Genomic DNA, 25,990 nt, shown 5'->3' with positions numbered 1-25,990 from the left:
AAACATTATGTTGAAAACACCGTCAACGAATTGATGTAGCTATCCACAAAAGCTGTGGATAAAATTGTGGATCGCCCTTTGGTAAATGGGATGAAGCCAGTAAACACCAAGGCTGCGCAGTTTGATTAATATAAAAGCAGAAATGAAAATCTGGTCTATTATGAGCAATACATTTACAAGCAACTGATTGTAATAGCACGAATGCACCGCTTGCATGAGAAGGAGATTGTTAATGCCTATTCAAACAGTGCGGAACAAAAACCGTGCGCCCCGAACAACCAGCATTGCACTATTGGCCGGATTATTTGCAGCCCCATACAGCGCTGCCAACGACATTTTTGATCTCAGCCTTGAGCAATTAGTAGAACTTAAAATCATCAGCGCTTCCAAAAAGCCGGAGCCCATCGCCCACACCACTGCAGCGGCTTATGTCTTAAACGGTGACGAAATCCAACGCTCGGGGGTTACCACAATCGCCGACGCATTGCGCATGGTGCCAGGTGTCCAGGTCGCACGTGCAGACTCCAATAGCTGGGCGATTAGCATCCGCGGCTTTAATAGCACCCTCGCCAATAAATTACTGGTACTTATTGACGGGCGCAGCATCTATAACCCGGTTTTTGGCGGCACCTTGTGGGAAGCCCATGACCTGATGCTGGAAGATATAGAGCGCATCGAAGTTATTCGCGGCCCTGGCGGTGCACTTTGGGGAGCGAATGCAGTAAACGGTGTGATCAATATCATCACCAAACATACGCGCGATACCCGGGGCACATTGGCCAGCGTGCTTTACGGCAACGAAGAACAAGGTACATTTAGCGCCCGCCACGGGGGAACAATGGGCAAAGATGGCAGTTACCGTGTTTACGCCAAAGGTTTCCAGCGCGATGCGTCACGCAAATTGTCAGGTGCGGATACCTTCGATGCGTGGAATGGATTTCGTACCGGTTTCCGGGCTGACTGGAGCGACCGATTTACATTGCAGGGCGATGCCTACCGCACGAATGCAGATCAATTACGCATCGATTATTCGCTCACTCCTCCCTATATGCCCGTGAAAGAACAACGCATTCATTATGAAGGTGCACACTTATTAGGTCGCTGGACTGAAATACGCGCGGACGATTCACAATTTTCCGTGCAAGCTTATATCGATTGGGCAAAGCGCGATGAACCTTTTAACTTCATTGATGATCGGATGACCTACGACCTGGATGCGCAATACAATTTTGCGCCACAGGGCATGCACGAATTTATTGTCGGTGGCGGTTTGCGCTTTCTCGCCGATGATAAGCAAGGTAATCGCAATGTAGAATTTACGCCCCGCAAACGGCGCGATGAACTATACAGTTTTTTCGTGCAGGATAAAATCGCACTGCAACCAGAAAGCTTATTTCTAACACTCGGCGCCAAATTCGAACACAATAATTTCTCCGGTTATGAAACCCAGCCTAATATTCGTTTGCAATGGCAACCCAATACACAACAAACATTCTGGTCTGCTATTTCACGCGCGGTGCGCACACCTACGGCAATCGAGGAAGACGTGACCAGCACCTTGGGTACTGCCGCCAATGTACGGCTCGCAATTGAACCCAACGACAATTTTCAATCTGAAGAATTAATTGCCTATGAGCTGGGTTACCGGCAGCAACTAAAGCCCAATCTTTCATTGGATATCGCCACTTTCTATAATGATTACCAACACCTGATGACGACCAGTATTCAAACCCCGCGATTGGTTATCAACAAGATTGATCCACCCTATATTTTTATTCCGGTTAAATTTACCAACAATATGGAAGGCACCACACGTGGAATCGAAATCGCCACGCATTGGTCGGCGACAGAAAATATGAAATTGTCCATGAATTACTCGTACTTGCATTTAGCGCTGGATGCACAGGATGTAACACAAAAAACGGCCCAACTACTTTACCCACGCCACCAAGCAGGTCTCGCACTCTTTTACAATCTCGGCAAGCAATGGACACTGGACACAACTGCAACCTATGTTGATCAGTTGGCCACAACACAGTCCTATATCCGCTGGAGTGTAAATATGGGAAAACAGTTAGGAAAAAACCTGCGGATTAATCTAACAGGCGAAAACCTGGGTGATAATGCGCACCCGGAATTTGGTAGTGCAGCAGATATTAACGCAGGGGAAATTGAAAGAAGTGTTTTTGTAAAATTAACCTGGGGACTCTAAAAGGGCGAACATTTTCATTCGACATATAAAAATGGGGATACGATTTAACCCTTGATTTGGCTTTTATATAAATAGTTTCCGAATAATCGAATTGATCAGGGTAGAGAAGTTTACTCTTTTCTATAAATTTTCTTGTATTATCTATTTTAGAAAAATTTTTATCATTGCTGCTAAAATCCAACATAACATTGCTCATTCAATGTGAAATAGCGTTTTATACGCTTTTAGCTAACCAGCTCCGGCCTGCCATTAATGTTTTTTGCAATTCATTCTCCGCATCATTAAAACTGCGTATTAAATTGTCAGGTGATGCACCATTACCTATCAGTTCTTCAAGAATTAGTGCGTGCTCTGAAAATTTTATCGCACCGACAACCCCAAGGGTTCCACGCAATGTATGGAAAATTTTAGCGACATCTTCGTATTTCCTTTCATCAAAAAGATGTTTTGCTTTTTGCAAGGAAGCATTGCTGTTGCGGATTAAATTATCCACAAGCACCACAACTTTTGATAAGTAGCCCGGTACATTGGCACCCATTTTCAACAGGTTAGTTACATCAAAAACACCGTCTTTCTCTTGCGATACCGAATTACCCTCCTCGTCCGCATCAAGTGTGAGCGGCATTGCAGATGTATATTGCAGTATTGTCGCCAGCATTCTTTCAGATTCAATCGGCTTTGCGATTAAATCATTCATACCGGACGCAATACAGGATTCCCGTTCAAAAGCGGTAACACCGGCAGTCATGGCAATAACAGGAATATTTATTTTCAAATCCTGCCTAATTATCCTGGTTGCGGTAAAACCATCCATAACCGGCATTTGGACATCCATTAAAATTGCGTTGTAAGATGCTGCGTTGCTACGAAGAACATCAATCGCCAACTGGCCATTCTCAACAACATCAATAACTGCACCAGCCTGTTGAAGCAAATCGCGTGCAACGATTTGATTAAACTCATTATCTTCAACAAGTAACAAGCGAATACCTTCCAGTGGCTGATAAGGTTTATCGCTCTTTTGACCAGGCTTTTCACTATTTGATGGATAGCCCATGGCTTCGCTAACAATGTCGAACAAATTATTGGCAAGGACAGGTTTAAGCAGTAAATAAACTGCATTACCCTGATCCAATATTTCCTGTTGTGAAATATGGTCACGCATATACATATTTACGATGAAAATGATGGGAAAATTTCCCGTAAAAGAGCTGATTTTTTTAAGTTCATCATTGCCATCAGGCGCCTGGGCTCGCCAATTAACAATAGCCACGTCATATTTTTTATCGTTCCATTTTTTTTCATCGACTGACTCCACGTCATTTTCTGCAACGGTTATAAAATCGGCTTTCCATTGCCACATTGAAATACAGTTTTCCAATGCCCGCCGTGATGATTCATTTTTATCAATAACAAGGAGCCGAAGGTTTGTCAGTGAATGCCGCGGGAAATCGCGACGCTCAATATCATCGCAGCGAGAAAAGGGGATGGTTAACGAAAACTCACTGCCTTTACCTGAATAACTTTCTACTTCAATTTCACCTCCCATCATTTGCGCAATACGGCGTGAAATAATTAATCCTAATCCAGTGCCTCCGTATTGGCGTGTTATCGACGTATCTGCCTGGGTAAAAGGAGTGAATAAACGGTCCTGCTGTGCTTGCGTCATACCAATGCCGGTATCATTAATACTGAAGCGAATAGTAATCCGATCCGCATCCATATGCTGGCAACCGGCCCGCACACTGACCTCACCTTCATCAGTAAATTTGATTGCATTCCCGGCAAGGTTAACCAGGATCTGGTGCAAGCGATGGGCATCACCAACAACAATGGATGGAATTTCAGGATCAATATCAATGATAAGTTCAATGTTTTTTTTCATTGCCGCCATGCTCATCACTATACCGATGGACTGCATGACATCGTGCAGCCGGAATTGCACAGGCGTGATATCCATTTTTCCGGCTTCGATTTTGGAGAAATCCAGAATGTCATTCAAAATATTCAAAAGGGATTTTCCAGAAAGAGTAATCATATCCAGATATTTTTGCTGTTCTTTCGATAATTCCGTTTTGTGTAAAAGCTGGGCCATCCCCAGGATAGCGTTGAGAGGTGTGCGAATTTCATGGCTCATATTGGCCACAAATTCGCTTTTCGCTTTGTTTGCAAACTCTGCTTGTTGAGTGGCGAAGCGCAGCCGCAATTCCGCTTGTTTGTGTTGGGTAATATCGCTGGAAATACAAACCACCGTGCGTGGGTTTCCAGCTTCAACGATCATTGGCCTTGCAGTAACCCTGATTATTTTTGGCTTTGATGAATCTGCCTGGCGGATGATCATATCCGCAGTAGCTTCACGCGCACCTTTGAGTACTTTAACAGCGGGAAGATCATCGTAATGAAAAGCAGATCCATCCATGGTAGAGATATTATATTGTGCGTGCCAATCTTCCAACGTAACAATGGCAACATCTTTTCCGTATATTTCCAATAGCACCGGATTGTGGAATAGTGTTTTTCCATGTGCGTCAATGACAGACAACCCTTCACTCATACTACTGATAACGGATGTCAATAAATTTGATTGATGCCTTAATGAAAGCTCTGACGCCTGCTTCATTCGGAAATAGCGCAAAATAAAAAAATAAAGGCTTGCGAATAGCAACAGGTTTAAAGTTGTGAGCAGCAAAAAACTATAAAAGGTATTTTGAAAATGATCGCGCGCAACGCTTGCACGCTCACGTAATAGTGATCGCTCGGTTTTTTCAAAGGAAGATAATTTTTCGCGCAGCTCCCGCATGAGATTATTGCCGCGCCCCGTTGCAACAAGCTCCAATGCCTCAAAGTGCTTTGACTCATGTTGTAAATCTACTGTGGTTTGCAGCTCACTAAATTTTAACGCAATAAGTTCTTTAATTTTTTTCAGATTTTGTATTTGCACCGGATTATCTGCCGTGAGCGAACCGAGCAAATCAAGTTGGTGTGCGATGCTTTGACGGGCGTTATTGTAGGGTTCGAGGTAAGCTGCATCCTGGGTCAGAAGAAATCCGCGTTGCCCTGATTCTGCATCAGTAACGGCAATCCTTAATCCATCCGCTGCTTGCAAAACAGCCATGGTATGGTCGACCCACTGTTCACTACGCAAAAGCAATTGAACATTGCGGTAGGGCAAAAGGGCACTAACTGCAATTATTATCAGCCCGAATAAAAAGCCCGCTTGAACAGCGTTTAGAATCACTTTTTTCATTGAATGTTGGTCTCTCACGCTCACAACAGAGCGCCCTATATTGATATCCATGCATGACGCATAAAACCGCAATAAAAGAGAAGCACATTTATTGAATGATTATAACCCCACCGTCCGGAGCCTGATCTTTTAATTTAGCCGGAAGGCGGGGATTCGCCGCGCTTGGGAAGTGCGAGATACATACGCTCGATCATTTGCTTTCCATGCTTTCGTTCGAGTTTTCGTATAATGAAATGCCCGCGTGCCATGTCTTGAAAATGATCGATAAATATTGTGTTAATTATTGCCCCACCCGCAGCACCAATCGCAGGAATGGCCTGGGCGGCTGCTTTCTCTGTTACCTGAATTCCAAACCGCTGTGCAACAAGCGCGATGAACCTGATTAATAGCGGGGCACCTTCGCTGGTTAAAGTATTGTTTGCAATAAATTCCGAAGCCGCGGCAACAGATCGCGCCAATGTGGCGCGCACTGCATAATAGCCACTGTCTGAACCATCATCCGCCCTGCTATTTCCACCCAGTGCAAACACCTCCAGGCAAGCCAGTTTTGTTTCTATTGCAGAGATGGATTCACCTTCGCTTCTTGCAACGTCGGCAATCGAACGCAACATGATGGACGTTGAAACCGGTAATTCAATCGATAACGCAGCGATACCAAAAAAACCGCCGACGCCGCCACTAACAGCAACACCAAGCTTGTGCCAAATGTTTGAGGACTCTTCACCGGGAATATCTTTCATCGTAAAAATGGCGGCCTCTGACGCCTTAAGCAATGCAGCCTGAGTGACTTCGCCAATATTTTTATTCCAGCTATCCGGTAATAACGCGAGCCCCTTTTCGATAGGAGTTCCTATAAAACTGGTTACCTTTGCTGCAACACCGGGGTTTTCCAATAAATTTTTGGCAACCTGTAGCTCCTTTCTATCCTGTTCAGGAAAATTAAGTTCCATAGGTATCCCCCATCGTAGATTTCAAGCGGGTCCATAACGTATTGGTTAAAGCACGATATAGCGCGTATTTATCTCCGACCTTGCCACGAATACTTAAGTTCGTATGAGTAGGAAATTTTGTCGGGATTTGATAAGGAATGTTTTCGTTTTTTTATTCACCGTTTATTAGGAACGTTATTATTGCGACCAACGTTACCGGGTAATTTTCATTCCCTTGCATGTATCAATTTTAATTCTTCCGTCGCCAGTCCAACCCCTTCTTTTGCTGCCTCTTCCAAAAATTGTAAGCCGCGCGCTTTATCCTGGCTAACGCCACTGGAGCCGTAGTAAAGACTAAAACCATACGTAAATTTTGAATGGGAATGCCCCTGGGCGATTGCGCGCTCAAAATACTCACTTGAGCTTTTGGAGTTGGTATCGACAAAATCACCATAAAGATAAATCACCCCCAGGCGATAGGACGCTTCCGCAACACCGCCCTCGGAAGCGCTGATTAGCAATCTCATACTCCGCTCTTCAAACTCTTCTTCAGTCTCATTTTTACTTTCCAGACTGAAGCTTGAATACAAAAACTCCGCATCAGGATCTCCCTGCTCCAAATAAGGCGCTAGCAATTCATACAAAACGTCCAAATCACCGTCATCGAAAAGTGCTTCAGCTTTTTGTTTTATTGATTTTTCCATCTTTAATACCATATCAAAACCGCCAGAAAATCTGGCGATGATTGCACCAAGGTTCAATTGTTAAAATTCACAAATACCAGAGAAGAAATTACCTTCCTCCGCTACATATCCCCCCATAAAAATGGCCTGGGGCCGGATACAAAAAAGTTGGGTTCAATAATATTGTAAACGTTAAGCAAAACGGGTCAGTAGTGCAAGTATTAGCGGCGAAGTTACATTTGTAAACAAGAAGAAAAAAGGCCTGGAAACTGGTCGTTAAGCATAGCGATATATTAATAAACATCGCGCAAATAACGCTTGTCCATATTCAATTTACGGATGTAGTTAACGGTTTCAGCTTCATCGAATTTTCCGTATTGCTGGATAATATTGCGCAATGCCAGGTCTACATCTTTCGCCATCCGGCTGGCGTCGCCGCACACGCAAAAGTAAGCGCCCTGCTCCAGCCATTCCCAGATATCGGCGCCGCGTTCACGCATGCAATCCTGCACATAAATTTTTGTTGTTTGATCGCGCGAGAATGCCAAACTTAATTCATTGAGTACGCCGTCTTTCTGGAATTGTTGCAATTCATCCCGGTAATAAAAATCCGTTGTCGCGTGCTGCTCACCGAAGAACAGCCAGTTTTTTCCAGCATCACCGCGCGCTTGCCGCTCTTGCAGAAAACCACGGAACGGAGCGATGCCGGTGCCAGGGCCGACCATGATTAGCGGTGTATCGCCATTTTCCGGTACGTGGAAATGTTTACTTGGTTGAACGAAGATTGGCACATCCACATTGCTCGCGCGGTCAGCAAGGAATGTAGACGCAACGCCTTTGCGAATTTTTTTACTTTCGCGAAAACGCGTGTAACGCACCGCCGATACGGTTAAATCAATTCGTGTTGGCTGCGCTTTTGAACTGGAGGCGATGGAATATAAACGCGGTTGGATGCGTTTTAATACAGCGATAAATTCTTCCACGTTTGTGCGAATTGGAAATTCCTGCAGGATATCCACCAACTGGCGACCATAAAGCCACTCCTGCAATTCCTGCCTGCGTTCGGCATCCATTAATTTTTTTAGATCATTACTGTTGCAACGCGCTGCAATAAATTGCAACGATTCCAGGCTGGGGCGGCAAATTTCGTAGTTTTCTATTAATGCGCTGTGCAATGGTTTTTCGTGGGTATCGATAACTACCGGAGCATCTGCATTCAGGCCAAGTGCCTGCTCCAATTCATAAACGTAGTCAGGGCAGTTCTTTGGCCAAATGCCAAGCGCATCACCCGCTTCATACGCGATACCGGAATCGCCCAGATCAAAACCAAATTGGCGAACGTCCTTACCGGAACCTTCGCCACTCAAACGATTATTCACCACCAAACGCGATGCGTAGGGATTGGCTTTGGTGAAACCTGTTGCACTTGCACTAACAGACATAGGTGATATTGAACTCGCAGAAGCCGTAGTGGCCGCTTGTGCAAGCACATGCGGCGCTAATTGTTCCTTGAGCTTAGCAAACCATTCTGCTGCTGGCACTTCAAAATCCGTGTCGCAATCCACACGCTCTACTAACGCTTTGGCTCCAAGGGCTTGCAAGCGTGCGAATAATTTTTTGCCATGGCCACAGAATTGATCGTAATTGGAATCGCCCAATGCCAACAAACCGAATTGCAATTCATTGAGTGCTGTCACGGCACCATCATTTAATTGACTCCAGAAATCGCCGCCATTATCCGGGGCATCACCATCGCCAAAAGTGCTGGTAACAAAAACGGCAAATTTATCCACAGCAAGCCTTGCTATTGAGTAGCCATTCATGGGTTGCAAATTCACAGCCCAACCTTGCGCCGATAATTCCTGCATGAATTTTTGTGCAAGCGTTTCTGCGTTGCCGGTTTGTGAAGCCCACAGCAATGTCAATACCGGTTTATTTTCTGCGGATGCGGTGTTTACCCCCAAGGGCAAAACACGGCTAAACATACCGGCAAGCAAACCGTTTATCCAATGGCGATACTCCGCGTTGACCGGTGCATCACCCGGCAATACAGGCACGGCCTGGATAAATTTAGCACTGGCATGCAAGCCGCCGATAAAACCCGCGAGGTAAGTTTTTTCGTCCGTCGAAAAAGTCGGTGCGATTGTTTCAGCTACACCGACTTTTTCGGCGAAGGTTTTAATTAAAGTCATACTGGTTTCCTCGTCCGCAGGCGCCAATAGCCATTGACTATTTAACACGTCCTGTGTGCGGGCAGGTGCGGCGGTATAGTTATTGAAGCCGGGGGATTCTTCCGCAAAAACCTCAATACGTTTTAATACAACAGCGGCTACTTTTAATTCCGGTTGTAGGGAAATTGCATCCACTTTGTCATTGGTCACAGCATTGATGCAGAGATTATCGCCATATATATCGTTCCAATGGATGGGCGCGAAACAATTTCCGGGAAGTACACGATCCGTTATTACAGCGGGCAGAATTACGTAACCGCGGCGGGAACGCACTTCTACTTTGTCCTTGTTTTTTATGCCCAACTCAATAGCATCGTGCGGATTTATTTCAACAAAGGTACCGGGGTTTAACTTATTGAGTGTCGGGATTTTTCCAGTTTTAGTGAGCGTGTGCCATTGGTGCTGTACGCGACCGGTATTGAGCACCATGGGAAATTCCGCATCGGGCATTTCTGCCGGGTTCACATGGGGCCGCGGCAAAAAAATTGCTTTGCCGGACTCGGTAGCAAATTGGAATGCGGGAACCGAACCATCATCAGCAGTTTTTAAAGGTTGATTGACACCGGTATTTAAATAACGAATCGGATTACGATTGGAATTTTCATCGGCACAGGGCCATTGCAATGGATCTTTACGCAAGCGTTCATAGCTGACACCACGCAAATCGTAACCGGTTTTGGGGTTGTAGCTTTGCTTGATTTCGTCAAACACCTCAGCGGCAGAATTAAAATTGAATCCTTCACTAAATCCCATTTCGCGCGCAACACGCGCAACAATTTCCCAATCAGCCATAGCATCACCTGGAGGTTGAACGGCTTCCTGCATCAACGTGATATTGCGTTCGGAGTTAATCATTACGCCCTCCGCTTCTGCCCATAATGCGCCGGGCAATAAGATATCGGCATAGCGATTGGTTTCGGTATCAAGAAATGCATCTTGCGCGATAACCAGCCCGGCTTTTCGTAAACCTTCAATCACAATTTTGCGATTGGGCACAGAAGCCACAGGATTAGTGCAAATAATCCAGCAGGCTTTTATTTCTCCGGCGGCCATGCGCTCAAACATATCCACCGTACCTTTGCCTAATGTGGTACTGATGGAGCCGTGCGGAATACCCCACAGTTTTTCGATAAAATCGCGATCCTTTTCTACCAACAACGCACGTTGCCCCGGCAACCCTGGGCCCATATAACCCATCTCACGGCCGCCCATCGCATTAGGTTGGCCAGTGAGCGAAAAAGGTCCGCTGCCAAGGCGGCAAATTTTTCCAGTCGCCAAATGCAAATTACAGATTGCATTGGTATTCCAGGTGCCGTGGGTGCTTTGATTCAGACCCATGGTCCAACAAGTCATAAATTCGGGCGCAGCGCCGATTAAATCCGCTGCTTTAATAATTGCATCGACAGGAAGGCCGGTAATTTCACTGACATTTTCCGGCGTGTAATCAGCGAGAAACTCCGGAAAATTTTCCCAACCTTGCGTGTATTGCGCGATAAATTCTGAATCGGTTTTACCATTTTTGTGCAACAAAAATAACAAACCATTTAACAACGCGAGATCAGTACCGGGTTTGATCGGCAGAAACAAATTGGCTTTTTCAGCGGTGGTGGTACGACGCGGATCGGCGACAATTAATTTTGCACCGGCTTTTACACGATCCATCATGCGTAAATATAAAATTGGATGGCAATCGGCCATGTTTGCACCGATTACAAAAAATAAATCGGTGTGATCAAAATCCTGGTAAGAACCGGGTGGCGCATCGGCGCCCAATGAAAGTTTGTAACCCATCCCTGCGCTCGCCATACACAAGCGCGAATTGGATTCAATATTGTTGGTGCGCACAAAACCTTTGCAGAGTTTGTTCACCAGATATTGGGATTCGATAGACATTTGCCCGGAGACATAAAAGCTGAGCGAGTCAGGGCCGTGTTGATCAAGAATTTCGCGCAGGCGTTTTGCAGTGGTGCTGATTGCTTGCGCCATTGGCGTTTTCACGGGATCGCGATTGCGCTCGGTGCGCACAAACGCTGACTCCATGCGCCCGGAATTAACCAATGCCTGGGCGCTGGTTTGCCCCTTGGTGCACAGGCGGCCGAAATTGGAGGGATGATTTTTATCGCCCGATACCCTGGTAACTTTTTTACCATCGGTTTCAAGAACCATACCGCAGCCCACACCACAATAAGGGCACACAGAACGTACAGATTTAACAACTGAACTCGACATAGGGCTGCAACTCCTCGTTGGGAGGGGTTTAGCAAGCGCTATGCCAGTGGCTGGCAGCGGGAGTTGTTTTCGCCAGTAACACTCATTTGAGATCGAAAACCAAAGTTAACAATTTGATTTTCAATATTTTTTTATTTTTTATCTGGATCGGATATAAAGCCGGCCAAGAGTTCACTTGCAGAAAATTAAAATTTTTCGCCCCAGATAAAAGCAGTTTTCAGCGATGCGGGCACCGGTTTGTTTTTTAGTGGTGCAAATTTAAAAAGTGCAGCAAACAGAGTTGATGAGCCGCCCATTAAAATTGCACCAAACGTGCGCAAAAAAAAATAAACATCACGTGCGGAATTGCCCTACCAGTTGCTGCAACTCTGAACCTACCCTGGCAAGGGTCTCGCCGGACTCATTGGAGCGCGCCGCGTATTGGCTTGCCGATTCCGTTGCATCAGCAATCGCATGCATATTTTTGTTGATGGATTCGATCACCCGGGTTTGCTCCTCCGCTGCCGTGGCGATTTGCAAACCGCGCTGGTTAATCGTGCTGACCTGATCATCAATCGATTTAAGTGCGCTTGAGGTTTCTGTCACCATTTGCACCGAGACATCGCCTTTCACCAGGCTGCGGTTAATCGAATCGCTCGCAGCGGTTGTGCTCGCTTGCAAGCGCTGGATCATGCCCTGGATTTCCCGGGTTGAGGCTTGTGTGCGCGCAGCAAGCGCACGCACTTCATCGGCCACCACCGCAAAACCGCGGCCCTGTTCTCCGGCACGCGCGGCTTCGATGGAAGCATTGAGCGCGAGCAGATTGGTTTGTTCGGCGATGCCGCGAATCACATCGGACACAGCGCCGATGCCATTTACGTCTTGCTGTAGTTGTTGCAAACCATCGGTATTCAAACGCACTTCTTCCGAGAGCTGGTGGATGTTGTCGATAGATCGTGTCGCGGTCTTTTGTGCATCTTTAGTGGCCACTTCCGTCACGCTCGCCGCCTGGGCAGCGCCTTGCGTGCTGCGCGCAACCTCGACTGCCGAGGCAGCCATTTCGTTCATAGCGCTGGCAACTTGCAGGGTTTGTTCGCGTTGGAGATCCAGCGTTTGGAATGTAGCCGTAGTGTTTTGCGAGACTTGCTGGCTGATATCAGCCACCTGGCGAGTCAATTGCTGGATGCGCTGGATCATGCCGTGGATGGAATCCACAAAAGTATTAAACGCGGTGATCACCGCACCGATTTCATCATCGCTGGTGCGAGTAAGACGCCGGGTTAAATCACCGCCACCACGGGCAATATCCTCCAGGCTGCGCACCAGACCATTTAACGGCTGCAGGGTTTTATTAGCGATAAAGACGGCGACGAGAGCGATCACCGCCAGCAGGGTTAACGCCACACCAAAAACCATCATTAATGTGGAGTCAATATAGGCCTCACTCTGTTCACGCGCAGCGCCAACAGCCGCATCAATATTATCGATATAAAAGCCGGTACCGATCATCAAATTCCATTTTTCCAACCAAATGGCGTAGCTGAGTTTGGGATACGCCGTATCGCCCTGCCCCTGGCGGGGAAAATGGTAAGTCACAAAACCGCCACCGGCCTTGCCTTGCTTGACCAGATCGTTAATCAGGTAAACGCCGTTTACATCTTTATAGCCCTGGAAGCTATCGCCAATTTTGGCAGTGTCGCTGCCGGAAAATACGCGCACGGAATTGCCGTCATAACCAAAAAAATAACCGTCTTTTCCATATTTCAGGCGTTTGAGCAGCTCAATGGCCTGGGCTTTTTCCGGGGAGTCATTCCCGCTGGCAGCATCATACAACGGCTTGATTAATGAACTCGCCACTTCGAGGGAATGACTAAGCTCTGTCTTGTTTGCCTCCAGCAATGTCGCGCGGACAACTTCCATATCCTTGTCGAGAATTTTGTTCATCCGCGAACTGACCAGTGCGAGCAGCACTAACAAAATGACGATGCCGGGAACCAACCCCAGCAAAATCAGTTTGTATTTCATGGATAAGGAGCGCATCAGGTAAAACTCCAATTATTGTTATAAGCGTCAGCTTTAGTAATAGTTTGCAGTGATGGTTAAGTGGACTTAAAGGTAGTACAAAGTCACCGGAAGACAACATTACCGCCAGGGCCATTACCAGCCCTATTCCACTCCAATCACCAGTAAAAACAGGGACTTCTGAAAATATCGTCTAAAATTGTCTATATTCAACCAGATAGTTATAACTGCAACTTTAGTGATGGCCGCTCAATGACCCGGGAACTTGACCTTCAACCTTTACTGAGCAAGCTGGTTGTGCCGGCGCAAAACCTGGCACAGCTCAGTTTTTGCGGGGGTAATAAAGAACCCCAGGTCAAACAATGGCTGCAACAACTGCCACTTACCCAGGCCCAGCAAGTTAGTGCGCCGCTATATACAGCGGTTCATGAATTAAGCCGCCTGCAAACTTCCTGGGAAAATCGCCTGCTGCTATTGGAGTTGCTGCGAATTCCCGTACATCAAACCTTGAATGGACTGGCCCTGAAATACCTTAATCAACCGCTGATATTGCCCGAGGCCGCACTAAAAACCGCCACTGTTGCCCAGGCCATCCAGAAACATTTTTTAAATGGTTATTTAACGGTAGTGCGCGACTTGTGCATAAAGGCGCGCAAGACACCGGAAAACACCGAATACCCGATTGAACTACCGTTGGCCATCCAACGCGCCCTTACTGCACTTGGGCTCCTGTTATTGCGCTCGTATCAATTGTATTTACCGATTTCCAGCCAGATCTGGTCCGAGATCCATGCACTTTATCGCCTGACGTGTGCATTGGGTGTGGAGCATCTGCCGGTAGAAGAAAACCTTCCGCACCATCGTGGACTGAAGAATATCCAGCAGCTTTATTTACGGATTTTATTACTGGCGACGGCGCGCCCTAACCAGCTGCGCCAGGATGAAATTGAAAACACGTATAAGCTGCTGGACTTGCTTGCCCCTTATGCCGAACTGGAAACCTACACTCCAGCCGGCAAGGAAAACCTGTTTGTGGTATTGCTGGATAGCAACCGCCCGCCATTTTATAAATCCAACTGGCGCACACCCCATGAATCCGGCACCACGCTGCACTTAATGGAGTTGCGCACCACACAATTGGTACAACAGTTACAGGATGTCACCAAAGCATCTACAGATACTGGACACAGCCATTCTCCCACCGGGTTTAACCTGACCGCCGCACTGACCCGGCATCTGGAACAAGCCTGGAGCCATTTGGCGATGCGCAGTTTTGAGCGGCAAGATGTTAATACCGATATAGAAGTAACTGTGGGCCTTACTAATATTCACTTTCACATTGCGGGTGAACAGCCATTTAACCTGTTCCTCAACCAATCCAGCGCCCTCAGTAGCGCCCCGGAAAAAGGAGCGATTTACCAAAAACGCGGAGTGCAATTAAAAATCGATGACGGCAAAAAAGCTGATGATCCCTGGGGCGATACGTTTGATATCAAAGGCACAATCCTCGACGGCAAAGCCCTGCCCACACTGAATATTGAAAAGCAGTTGAAATCCCAGGAACGGGAGAACTACCAAGGCAATCACCCGGTTTATACCGTGCCCTTGATTGATCGCAGCCTCGGCGGTTATGGCCTGGAATGGCGCGATGAAATCCCTGCCCAGGTTCGCGCCGGCGAATTGCTGGGGCTGCGCGAATATGGCCGCACTAAATGGGCGATTGGCGTAGTTCGCTGGGCTCATCAAACCAAAGGGGCGACCCAATTGGGGATACAAATTCTCGCCCCGCACGCGCTCCCCGTCGGTTTGGCAGCGGTACATAAAACCGGTGGCTTTGCGGAGTATTTGCGTGCGTTGCAAATCCCGGAGCTGAAGGCTATTAACCAACCACCCAGCCTGATTGCCAATGCCATCAGTTTCCACGAATACAGCAAGGCCAGGTTATATCTGCAACCCCAGGCTGGTGTCAGCACCGACGATCTCTCCGTGCAATTGACCAACCGGCTATTTGCCACTGGCGCATTTAGCCAATTTGGCTATCGAGAACTGGTTACGGCCAAACCAGCAGAAGAGAAAAAGGATGATTTTGATTCGGTGTGGCAGTAAATCGATCAGGCTTTGTGCACCAAAGTGCGAACCAAACCACAAAAGCAACGATCAGATCGCATAAATCACACGTGAGGTTGAGACGCTAAACGATTTCAGTAATATAGCCCGATCAATAGCTTGCATACCAAGGCAAGCAAACGGCGACACATGGTAGAGTTTTCCGGCTTATCGGCAGAATGCCATCCACCTACATAATCCAACAAAAACAGGAAATGCGGACGCAACAGACTCGAATGCGTAAAAACGCGCTATAGTCAACAGCGATCATCGCCCCGGCAGCACATAAATGGCGATTGGCACAGGCCGCGTAGGTATCCCTGACAACAGAAGACTTATGACAACAACAGATACTATCCGCTTACTCATCCTGAATAACTCCCGCTCTGAAGCCGAGCGGCTCATCAGCATGCTGCATGCATCCGGCCACCCATGCCGTGCCCAGCATGTGGAAAGTGAAGAAGCCCTGGTCAAATTACTGCAAGAACAAAGCTGGGATCTGTTAATAGGTAACGACAAAACCGCTAACCCAAGCCCGCAAACGGCTATCAAACAAATTCGCCGCCTCACCAAAGATGTACCGGTTATTTTACTCAGTGAACTGGATGAGGATGAAAACCCGTTCGCGGTTATTGAAGGCCTGCGCCTGGGCGCCGCCGATGTCGTAAACCTGGATGATGATCAACATTTGTTGCTGGTCATTGACCGCGAGTTACGCAATCGCGAGCAACGCCAGGCACGCCGCAATGCCGATCGCCGTTTCCGCGAAGCGGAGCGCCGCAGCCAGCAATTATTGGACAGCTCGCGCGACGCCATCGCGTTTGTGCAAGACGGTTTGTATCTCTATGCAAATGAATCCTTTGCTGAATTATTTGCCTACGAAAATAAAGATGATATCGAAGCCATGCCGATTATGGATATGGTGAGCGACGCAGACCAAAGCCGCCTGAAAAATTTTTTGAAGGATTTCACGTTCAAAGGTGAAGAAGCAGAATCCAGCTCCCTTGCCTTTACCGGCATCACCCAATCCGGCGAAACCAAACACATTGACCTCGAAGTATCACTGGTTACTTACGACGAAGAGCCTTGCATCCAGTTCCTTGCGCGCACGGCAACATCGGTTGTGCACACGAATAACGAACAACTGGAAGCACAACTCAAACAAATCAAATGGCAGGATTTGGTGACCGGTGTTTACAATCGCCAATACCTGCTCAACCAGCTTGACCACATCATCGACACTGTCGATGAAAAACAAATTTTCTGTTTGTTTTATATTGAGCTGGATAATTTTAGCGATCGCATTAAAAACACCTTTGGTGTTGCCGGTGCCGATCTGGCACTTATTGATATCGCCACCCTGTTGCGCGCAAAAGCCAATACCAGCGATACCATCGCACGCCTGAGCGACTCGACCTTCGCGATTATTGCACCCAATGTTAAAGCAGATGCGGCAGTCAATCGCGGCTTGCAGCTGTGTAAAGACATTGAAGGGCATATCATCGAGATCGATCATAAAACGCTGCAAATAACTTGCAGTATTGGGATCTCGTTAATTAACGAAACCACCACCAATACCAACACTGTTATTGAACAAGCGCGCACAGCAATGGAAAAGGTGCATGCGAATAATGGCAACTGTGCAGCATTATTTGAACCGGATACACCGAAAGACGAAATTAAAATTGATATCGCCGCTGCAATTCAACAAGCGTTGGCATCTGATCGATTCCGCTTATTGTTCCAGCCAATTATTAGCTTGCGCGGTTCCGATGAAGAATATTACGAAGTGTATTTACGCATGCTGGATGAAAAAGGCGAGGAAATTTCGCCCAATCATTTCCTGGAGGCAGCAGCCAATATCAGCGCGGCCACCAAAATTGATCGCTGGGTAATTCTTGAATCAATTAAAATGTTGTCGCAACACCGCGCCAAAGGCAATAAAACCAAATTGATTGTGAACATTGGCCGGCAATCACTGTGCGATGAATCTTTACTGCCGTGGCTGGGCGTTGCTTTTAAAGCGGCAAAATTATCACCTGACTCCATTGTGTTCCAGGCACAGGAAATTGATGTCACCAATCACCTGAACGCGGCAAAACATTTTTCCAGCGGATTGGAAAAACTCAAAACGCATTTTGCAATTAGTAATTTCGGTTGCTCGCTTAATCCGTTTAACACCTTGAACCATGTTCCCGCCACTATGATTAAAGTTGATGGCTCATTTACAACGGACATCCAAAATAATAACGAAAGCCCTGAAACGCTGATTCATTTAATTGAACAATTAAATGGCGAAAATAAAATTACGCTGGTGCCATTCGTAGAAAACGCCAGCGTACTTTCTACGTTGTGGCAAGCGGGTGCGCATTATATTCAGGGGCATTATTTGCAAGAGCCGAGCACGGGGATGAATTACGATTTTAATATGGAGTCGTAATTCCGTTTCCCAAATGAAACAGATAAAAAAAACCGGAACACATATGTGAACCGGTTTTTTTTATATTTGCTTTTTTAACGTGGCGATTACAATTTATCGCGTTCGCGAAAACCCAACAGATACAAAATCGCATCCAGGCCAAGATTGGAGATATTGTGCTCAGCCGATGCTTTCACCAGCGGCTTCGCACGGAACGCAACGCCGAGGCCGGCAACACTCAGCATGGGCAAATCATTAGCGCCATCGCCAACGGCAATGACTTGCTCCAAGGCAATGCCTTCCTGCTTCGCCAACATTTCCAACAATTCCGCTTTGCGCTTGCCATCAACAACGATGCCCTTGACTTCGCCAGTGACCTTGCCATCGACAATATCCAGCTCGTTGGCATATACATAATCGATACCGAGCTTGTTTTGCAGGTAGCGACCAAAATAATTAAAACCGCCCGATAAAATTGCTGTTTTATAACCGAGCTTTTTCAACGTAGAAATTAATTTTTCTGCACCTTCATTCAAGCGCAGTTGCGCAGCAATTCCGGCGAGCACAGATTCATCCAACCCTTTCAACAACGCCATACGCCGTGCAAAACTTTGTTTGAAATCCAGTTCACCGCGCATGGCAGCTTCGGTAATTTCTGCAACCAGTTCGCCTACACCAGCAGCTTTTGCCAATTCATCGATAACCTCGGCATCGATCAACGTGGAATCCATATCGAAACATACAAGACGGCGATTGCGGCGATACACAGTATCGCGCTGGAACGCGACATCGATATTCAGCTGCGCCGACAACTCCATAAAATCTGCGCGCAACGCGGCCATATCAGCTGGCGTACCGCGTACGGAAAACTCTACACAGGCATTGGATCGACTGGCTTCTTCTGCGGTTAATTCCGCAAGGGGCACACGCCCAGACAAGCGGTTAATGGTATCGATATTCAACCCGTGCCTGGAGGTCACCGTCGTCAATTCGGCGATCATGGTCGCATCCACTTGTCGCGCCAACAGCGTCACGATATGACGGGTTTTTCCCTGTTGCACAGCCCAATGGTCGTAGCTTTCCGGGGTGACAGTTTGGAAGCGGACCTGAATCCCCAATGGTTCGGTCGCCCGCTGGATTTTCTCCAGTAACTGCGCGCGGATTTCCGGTGCAATACGCAATTCCACCAGGATTCCCAATGCCAGGGTGTCGTGGATCACCGCTTGGCCGATATCCAGGATGCGCGCACTCACATCGGCCAGCACCTGCGTAATCGCGCGGGTGACACCGGGTTTATCCACACCCGAGGCGTTAATCAATAGAATTTCGTTCACAGAGCCTCACTTGTTGAGCTACTTTTAGCTACTTATTCAGGCCAACCCCACGAACACCGGGCGAATTCCGGTATCGGCTGGCTATAGCATGGCCCAGGATGGGCGAAAGCGCGCATTCTAGCGGAATTAGTCCGGCGCGACAGTAGCCCGGCATGAGATCTTTCACAGGAGAACTATGGCTTAGCAGGCAGGTCAAACTTAGGCTAGAATGCAATTCCAGACGACATCGCTTCTGGCGACCGTCTTCCACGACTCTGGCAGGAACCGGAGTTAATCGATGAACGCATGCAGTTGCGCACGGACTTAATTAAAAATGGCAATTATCAACACCTATCGCAGTTACCCACAACTTACTCTTTGCAGCCTGCTGCTGATCGCCCTGGGCATTTTTGGCGGCTGGGCTTACAGCTACAACAGCGAACTCAACCAACGCGAACAGATCAACCATTACGGCCAGGTTCTGGCCAATAGCGCAGCGCGCCAGGCGGTGAATGCTACCTTGCAACAGGATCTTGTCAGCTTGCAGGCAATATTGCTGGAAGTGGGGCAATACCCGAATGTAATTGGCTCCACCATTCACTCCGTGGAAAATAAATTACTGGTACAAAGCGGCTTTAAACCGAACCAGGAAATTATCGGCAAGCGCTACACATTTTCCGCACCAATTGCGCTGCACAACAACGTTGCCGGTTATTTGGAAGTTTCGCTCGATGTGCCGTTGCACAATGAACGCGATTACCGTTTCTTTCTAATGTGGATGGGGGCAATTTTCGCATCGTTACTCGCGATCTGGTGGACCATCCAGCGCCAGTGGTGGGCACAACTGAAAGATAAATTGCCCAGCACCAGCGAGATCGTTACTGCCGTGGTGGAAAAAATGCCCACCATTGAAGATATCCCCGAACCCGAGCCGGAAGCGCCCAAACAAGTTTCTGTGCGTTTGAGCTTGCAGATTACCAACATGAGCAAGCTTTACCAGCAATTAAACAGCGAAAGCTTTGCGACAGTATTGCGCCGCTTTGAAAAGCAATTGCAAGGAGTGTTGAATTTATATTCCGGCGAACGCCAGATGTTATCTGGTGAAACCCTGATTATCGATTTCACTGGCGAATCATTTTACGAATGCAGTTTCCGCGCGGTGTGCGCCGCGCAATTACTCAATAACCTCGCCGCCAAAAACCCCAGCCCGCGTTTGCACCTCGCCGCCGCCGTCCATGAACTATCTGCACCGGTGAGTTCCAATAAATCATTGCTGAAAGATTTTGTGGTGCAGCACAACAATTATTTGAAACCGGATAAAGGTGAGATTTTAATTAGCCAGCGCTTGATTGATGCCGATTTGCAAGAGCACCTGGACATTGTTAGTGACAGCGGTAAATTTATCGCACTCAAAGCACCGTATGCCGCACTGCTTGCCAAACAGGAAGAGCAATTAACAGGCACAACTACCGTTTAGCACACCGCTCAACACCGGCTCCGGAATTATCGCCGGAACCGGTGCCCCACAATGTCACACAATTGCAATCCATTTATCACACAACCGTCACACCACAGTCATAACCTCAAGGGACACACCCTGTCAGGTAATGACTGCCATGCTCAACATCGAACAATCCCTCGCCAATAAATTTCCCGGTTTTAACCAACAAGCACCTATAGTGCGCAACTCCACGCTGAGTATTTTGCGCAAGCTCACCCATGAAAAGGAAATCAATGCATTTCTGCGCGAACACCAGGGCAATTTGGGCATCGACTTTATTGATCGCATTTTCGAATACTTCAATTTCAGTTACAGCGTTTCCCAGCGCGAGCGCAATAATATTCCCGCGCAAGGGCGAGTCATCATTATCGCCAATCACCCGATTGGTTCGCTGGATGGCCTGGCACTGGTGAGGCTGGTCAGTGAAGTGCGCAAGGACGTAAAAATTATCGCCAACGATATGCTGATGGCATTTGAGCCGTTACATGAATTACTGCTGCCGCTGGATAATATGACACGCGGCGCTTACAAACAAAGCTACAAAAATATTCTGCACGCATTGAATAACGACGAAGCCATTATCATATTCCCAGCCGGCGAAGTGTCGCGTGCGAGCCCCAAAGGAATTCGCGATGGAAAATGGCAAGCAGGATTCCTGCATTTCGCCCGCAAAACCAAGGCACCGATTCTGCCAATATTTGTCTCTGCCAAGAACTCCCTGCTGTTTTACAGCGCATCAATGATTTTCAAACCCTTGGCGACCGCCCTGCTCGCACACGAAATGTTTAACAAACATTCTGCCGAAATTAAATTCCGTATTGGTGAAGTCATTCCTCATCACGCGCTGGAAACTGACAAACTATCCGATAAAGCGCTGATCAAACGCCTGAAGAAACACCTGTATAAAATCGGTAAAAAGCGAAGTATAAAAGGGAATAGGCCGGCGATTTTTATCACCGAAAAAACCATTGCACATCCGGAAGACCGCGCCACCTTAAAAAAGGAGCTCAAGAGTGCTGAATTAATTGGTCAAACCCGTGACAACCACGGGATTTATTTGTGCGATTACAATCATCACCCCACCGTACTGCGCGAAATTGGTCGCTTGCGTGAACAAACATTTCGCCTGGTTGGTGAAGGTACCGGTAGCCGTCGCGATCTGGATAAATACGATCACTATTACCGGCACCTGGTGTTGTGGGATGAAGAAAAACTCTGCATTGCCGGCGCTTATCGTTTAGGTGAAGCGCATAACATTTTGCAGAAAAGAGGAATGGATGCGCTCTATACCGCCGATTTATTTGACTTCCATCCGTCGATTAAACCTTACCTTGAACAAGGCCTGGAATTAGGACGCAGCTTTGTGCACCCGGATTACTGGGGTAAAGCCAGCCTGGATTATTTGTGGCAAGGCCTGGGCGCTTACATCCAGCACCACCCGGAAATTCGGTATGTATTCGGCCCCGTTAGTATGAGTGCGCATTATCCAAAAGCGTTGCGCGATTTATTGGTGTTTTATTACGAGCGCTATTACAAAGACAGCGAAAGCCTTGCGGAAGGTAAACACCTGCATGAAATTGATGAAGATGTCTTAATTGATTTGCAGCACAAATTCAGCAAGCTTGACCGCGACCAGGGTTTTGAAATCTTGCAAACGGAATTCACCGCAGCCAACCAAAAAATCCCCGTATTATTTAAACAATACGCCGCGCTCTACGAAGAAGGTGGATACGAGTTGCTGGCATTTAGTGTGGATTCGGAATTTGGTAATTGTGTGGATGGTTTGTTTATGGGCGACCTCACGCAAATGAAAGCCGCCAAACGCGCACGTTACCTGGGTGCTTGAAAATCTTCCGGCTGGAACCAGTAGCGGGAATTTTTGTAATCCGTCCCCACAGGCATTTCCGGGTTATCGATATTAATCCAGCGTAGTTTTTTCACTTTATGCAAAGGAAAAGCTACGCGCGTTAACGGATGGCTTTGCATATGTTTTACAAATTCACCGCTATCGATCATTTTTTCCAATCCTGCTTCAATCCAGCGCGCCAACTCTTCATCTTTTGTATTGACAAAAAAATAGAGCGCAAACGGATAATTCAAAACCAGGTTTTCGTAAAATATTAATTCCGGATAAATCGCTTTGCGTTGTTCAATTTCAGAATACCCCTCGAAATAACCGCGCGGAAAATACTCGCAACGCAAAGTTGCCAGTTCCTGAAAAATTCGCTCGAAACTGGTGATCTCGCGCACTTGCAGTCCAGCGTTGCGCAAAACTTTGGTATCCGGCCAATCAATGCCCTGGCAGGCAGAATAAGCGCGCAGTGCTGTTAAATCGGCAACACCATCAAACGCACCCTGCATTCGTTGCTGGATAATAAAGCGGCGATGGCCGATCAAACCGCGATCCAATGGAATACGAATCGCACGCAATTTACGCTCGCGCTCCTGATCAGTGCCCATCCAATAGACATCTACTTTTTTTCCGCGAATCATTTCCTGCACGCCCACATACTGCTCCATCAATTGGGCTTCCTGAATCACCGGCACCGGGCGACCATTAGCACCCCGCTCCAGGGCTTTGTGCAATAGCTGAACAAAATAATCCTGGGCGATCGCGAACTCCGGCTTGGCAGCAGCAACTTTTACAATTCGTGCACTGGTGCCGGCAGGAGCTTGTGCATACGCATGGACAGCGATTATTGCAACCAACAAGCTCATAATAAAAATCGCGCGCACAATAAATACCCCGAAAAACATGGGTTGACACTCCTGCCAAAATCAATCCGGTTGCAATCCACCGAAAAGTATAGGTTAATCCCTTTATCACTTCCGCACCAAACCCTATTCAATAATGAGTTAAGTATGCACATTCATATACTCGGTATTTGTGGCACATTCATGGGTAGCCTCGCCCAACTTGCCAAGCAACTCGGCCACCGTGTTACCGGCAGCGATGCCAATGTTTACCCCCCCATGAGCACACAACTTGAACAAGCCGGCATTGAACTGATCCAGGGCTATGACCCGATTCATTTGCAACCGCCGTATATGTCCGCTGCGCCGGATCTGGTGGTGGTTGGCAACGCGATGAGCCGCGGCAATCCCAGCGTGGAATATGTACTCAACCAGGGCATTCCCTACACATCTGGCCCACAGTGGCTGCGCGATCACGTACTGCAAGGTAAATGGGTCCTGGCGGTTGCGGGTACTCACGGTAAAACCACTACGTCATCCATGCTTGCCTGGATTCTGGAATACGCGGGCATGGAGCCCGGTTATTTAATCGGTGGGGTGACAAAAAATTTTCCAACTTCAGCGCGCATCGGCAACACACCTTTTTTTGTCGTAGAGGCCGATGAATACGACAGTGCCTTTTTTGATAAGCGCTCCAAGTTTGTTCACTACAATGCGCGCACAGTAATTTTAAATAACCTCGAATTTGATCACGCCGATATTTTCCCCGACCTCGCCGCGATCCAAAAGCAATTCCATCACCTGGTGCGCACAGTTCCCAATAATGGTTTATTAATTTCGCCTGTAAATGACAAAGCACTCGCTGAAGTTATCCAACAAGGTTGTTGGACGCCGCAACAACAGTTTGCCGTAATCAGTGACGAAGAAAATCAATCCACCGAAGGGCTTACACCAGAATGGCAAGCAAAGCTATTAGCTACTGATGGTTCGGCTTTCGCAGTCATTCACAACGGCGAAGAAGTGGCCAACATACGCTGGGCACAAACCGGTATCCACAATGTGAATAACGGGTTAGCTGCAATTATTGCCGCGCGCCATGTCGGCGTAACACCGGAGCACTCAGCCAAAGCACTCGAACAATTTGCCGGTGTAAAACGCCGCATGGAAGTGCTCGCGGATATCCACAGCATAAAAGTCTATGATGACTTCGCACACCACCCCACCGCCATTAAAACCACCCTCGCCGGTTTGCGTGCAAAAGTGGGCGAGCAAAAAATTATCGCCATCATCGAACCGCGCTCCAACACCATGCGTATGGGCGTCCACAAAAGTGAACTCAACAAAAGCATCACCGATGCCGACGATGTATTGTGGTATCAACCTCCGAATGTGGATTGGGCGATGGATGAAATTGTCAACAAAAGCCCGGTGCCGGCAAAACTGTTAAGGGATCTGGATGAATTAATCCACTGTGCCATTTCTATCAGCGAACCCAACACACACATTGTAATCATGAGCAATGGCGGGTTTGGTGGAGTGCACCAGAAATTAGTGGATCATTTAACGAAGCATGCGCTTTAACTTAATTTAAAGAAATAAAATCGAAAATGGTTCGAACGCGTACAGCATATAAAAATCCGGTCATTCCAAAAATGCTATCACCGGGCAGCTTGCGCACCCGGCAACGAATTAATCGGCTATCCACGATGGAGGCAAAACCATGAAACAACGCACGATCACTCTCGCCATTACCGGAGCATCCGGTGCCCAATATGGTTTGCGTTTACTGCAATGTTTGTTGGCAGCGGATTGCAAAGTCTATTTGATGATTTCCAGCGCAGCCGAAGTGGTCATTCGCACTGAAACCGATTTGGATTTACCGCGCGATATCGATGAACAACAGGCATTTTTTAGTGCGCTATTCGACGCCGATGAAGATCAGGTACAAGTATTGGCGAAAGACGATTGGTTTGCCGCAGTAGCATCCGGCTCCAGTTCACCCAGTTCAATGGTAATTTGCCCTGCGAGCGGTGGTACGCTTTCAGCAATCGCCCACGGTGCCAGCAATAATTTGATTGAGCGCGCGGCCGATGTTGCACTGAAAGAGCGGCGCAAATTAATTGTTGTACCGCGGGAAACGCCTTATTCGGAAATCCATCTGGAAAATATGCTCAAGCTCACGCAAATGGGTGTAGTCGTTTTGCCGGCAAGCCCCGGTTTTTATATGCAGCCGCAAACAGTGGAGGAATTAATTGATTTCATCGTTGCACGCATCCTTGATCAACTGGGTGTGGCCCAGGATTTAATGCCGCGTTGGGGCGAAGATTAACATACCAGGCCAGATTAAAAAGATAGCAAGACCAACTTGTGACAAAACGGCTTCTGTCGGCTAGCATAATAAGATTGCCATTAACTGTAAAACCAG

At 47.5% G+C, this 25,990-nt stretch carries 14 protein-coding genes; 7 read left to right on the top strand and 7 right to left on the bottom strand.

All coding sequences use genetic code 11. From position 1 onward, the window contains the following. The first annotated feature begins 232 nt into the window (after positions 1–232). Positions 233–2,212 (top strand): TonB-dependent receptor plug domain-containing protein, encoded by a 1,980-nt coding sequence (locus A596_RS17805; protein ID WP_052417652.1) that lies wholly within the window; start codon positions 233–235, stop codon positions 2,210–2,212. A 214-nt stretch (positions 2,213–2,426) separates the two neighbouring features. On the opposite strand, the gene A596_RS22290 is transcribed toward A596_RS17805, so the two are convergent. The 5 genes from A596_RS22290 to A596_RS17780 form a co-directional block, all read right to left on the bottom strand. Beyond that, positions 2,427–5,483, bottom strand: coding sequence for a CHASE3 domain-containing protein (locus A596_RS22290; protein WP_160280174.1), 3,057 nt, complete (start codon positions 5,481–5,483; stop codon positions 2,427–2,429). Between the two features lie 110 nt (positions 5,484–5,593). Further along, positions 5,594–6,409 (bottom strand): EcsC family protein, encoded by an 816-nt coding sequence (locus A596_RS17795; RefSeq protein ID WP_039917321.1) that lies wholly within the window; start codon positions 6,407–6,409, stop codon positions 5,594–5,596. A gap of 206 nt (positions 6,410–6,615) precedes the next feature. Next, the gene (locus tag A596_RS17790; protein WP_160280172.1) at positions 6,616–7,092 is read right to left on the bottom strand and encodes a tetratricopeptide repeat protein; all 477 of its coding nucleotides are present in this window, start codon (positions 7,090–7,092) and stop codon (positions 6,616–6,618) included. 272 nt (positions 7,093–7,364) lie between these two features. After that, positions 7,365–11,531: a bifunctional nitrate reductase/sulfite reductase flavoprotein subunit alpha gene (locus tag A596_RS17785; RefSeq protein ID WP_039917317.1), complete on the bottom strand. Its 4,167-nt coding sequence runs from the start codon at positions 11,529–11,531 to the stop codon at positions 7,365–7,367. A gap of 333 nt (positions 11,532–11,864) precedes the next feature. Continuing rightward, complete coding sequence (locus A596_RS17780) at positions 11,865–13,535, bottom strand: methyl-accepting chemotaxis protein (protein ID WP_084128608.1); 1,671 nt, start codon at positions 13,533–13,535, stop codon at positions 11,865–11,867. Between the two features lie 249 nt (positions 13,536–13,784). Between A596_RS17780 and A596_RS17775 the strand changes: the two genes are divergently transcribed. Together A596_RS17775 and A596_RS17770 are read left to right on the top strand one after the other, a co-directional pair. Further along, positions 13,785–15,638 (top strand): hypothetical protein, encoded by a 1,854-nt coding sequence (locus A596_RS17775; RefSeq protein WP_052417650.1) that lies wholly within the window; start codon positions 13,785–13,787, stop codon positions 15,636–15,638. 337 nt (positions 15,639–15,975) lie between these two features. Beyond that, positions 15,976–18,078, top strand: coding sequence for a GGDEF/EAL domain-containing response regulator (locus A596_RS17770; protein ID WP_039917313.1), 2,103 nt, complete (start codon positions 15,976–15,978; stop codon positions 18,076–18,078). A gap of 86 nt (positions 18,079–18,164) precedes the next feature. On the opposite strand, the gene serB is transcribed toward A596_RS17770, so the two are convergent. Next, entirely contained in the window at positions 18,165–19,391 is a 1,227-nt protein-coding gene (gene serB / locus A596_RS17765; RefSeq protein ID WP_039917311.1) for a phosphoserine phosphatase SerB, read from the bottom strand. 313 nt (positions 19,392–19,704) lie between these two features. Between serB and A596_RS17760 the strand changes: the two genes are divergently transcribed. Then, entirely contained in the window at positions 19,705–20,847 is a 1,143-nt protein-coding gene (locus A596_RS17760) for a hypothetical protein (protein ID WP_039917308.1), read from the top strand. 139 nt (positions 20,848–20,986) lie between these two features. Next, positions 20,987–22,717, top strand: a complete 1,731-nt coding sequence (olsF, locus tag A596_RS17755) for a bifunctional ornithine lipid synthase OlsF (protein WP_039917306.1) — start codon at positions 20,987–20,989, stop codon at positions 22,715–22,717. Here olsF and A596_RS17750 read toward each other — a convergent pair. Continuing rightward, positions 22,702–23,628 (bottom strand): type 2 periplasmic-binding domain-containing protein, encoded by a 927-nt coding sequence (locus tag A596_RS17750; RefSeq protein WP_039917304.1) that lies wholly within the window; start codon positions 23,626–23,628, stop codon positions 22,702–22,704. The two genes, olsF and A596_RS17750, sit on opposite strands and share 16 nt — an antisense overlap. Positions 23,629–23,733: 105 nt before the next feature. On the opposite strand from A596_RS17750, the gene mpl reads away from it, so the two are divergent. Further along, positions 23,734–25,146, top strand: coding sequence for a UDP-N-acetylmuramate:L-alanyl-gamma-D-glutamyl-meso-diaminopimelate ligase (mpl, locus tag A596_RS17745; protein ID WP_039917301.1), 1,413 nt, complete (start codon positions 23,734–23,736; stop codon positions 25,144–25,146). A gap of 139 nt (positions 25,147–25,285) precedes the next feature. Further along, complete coding sequence (locus A596_RS17740; RefSeq protein WP_039917298.1) at positions 25,286–25,894, top strand: flavin prenyltransferase UbiX; 609 nt, start codon at positions 25,286–25,288, stop codon at positions 25,892–25,894. Positions 25,895–25,990: the final 96 nt, after the last annotated feature.

This window comes from Cellvibrio mixtus subsp. mixtus J3-8 (assembly GCF_000766945.1).
Lineage (GTDB): Bacteria > Pseudomonadota > Gammaproteobacteria > Pseudomonadales > Cellvibrionaceae > Cellvibrio > Cellvibrio mixtus_A.
This window is presented reverse-complemented; position numbering and strand designations above follow the sequence as displayed.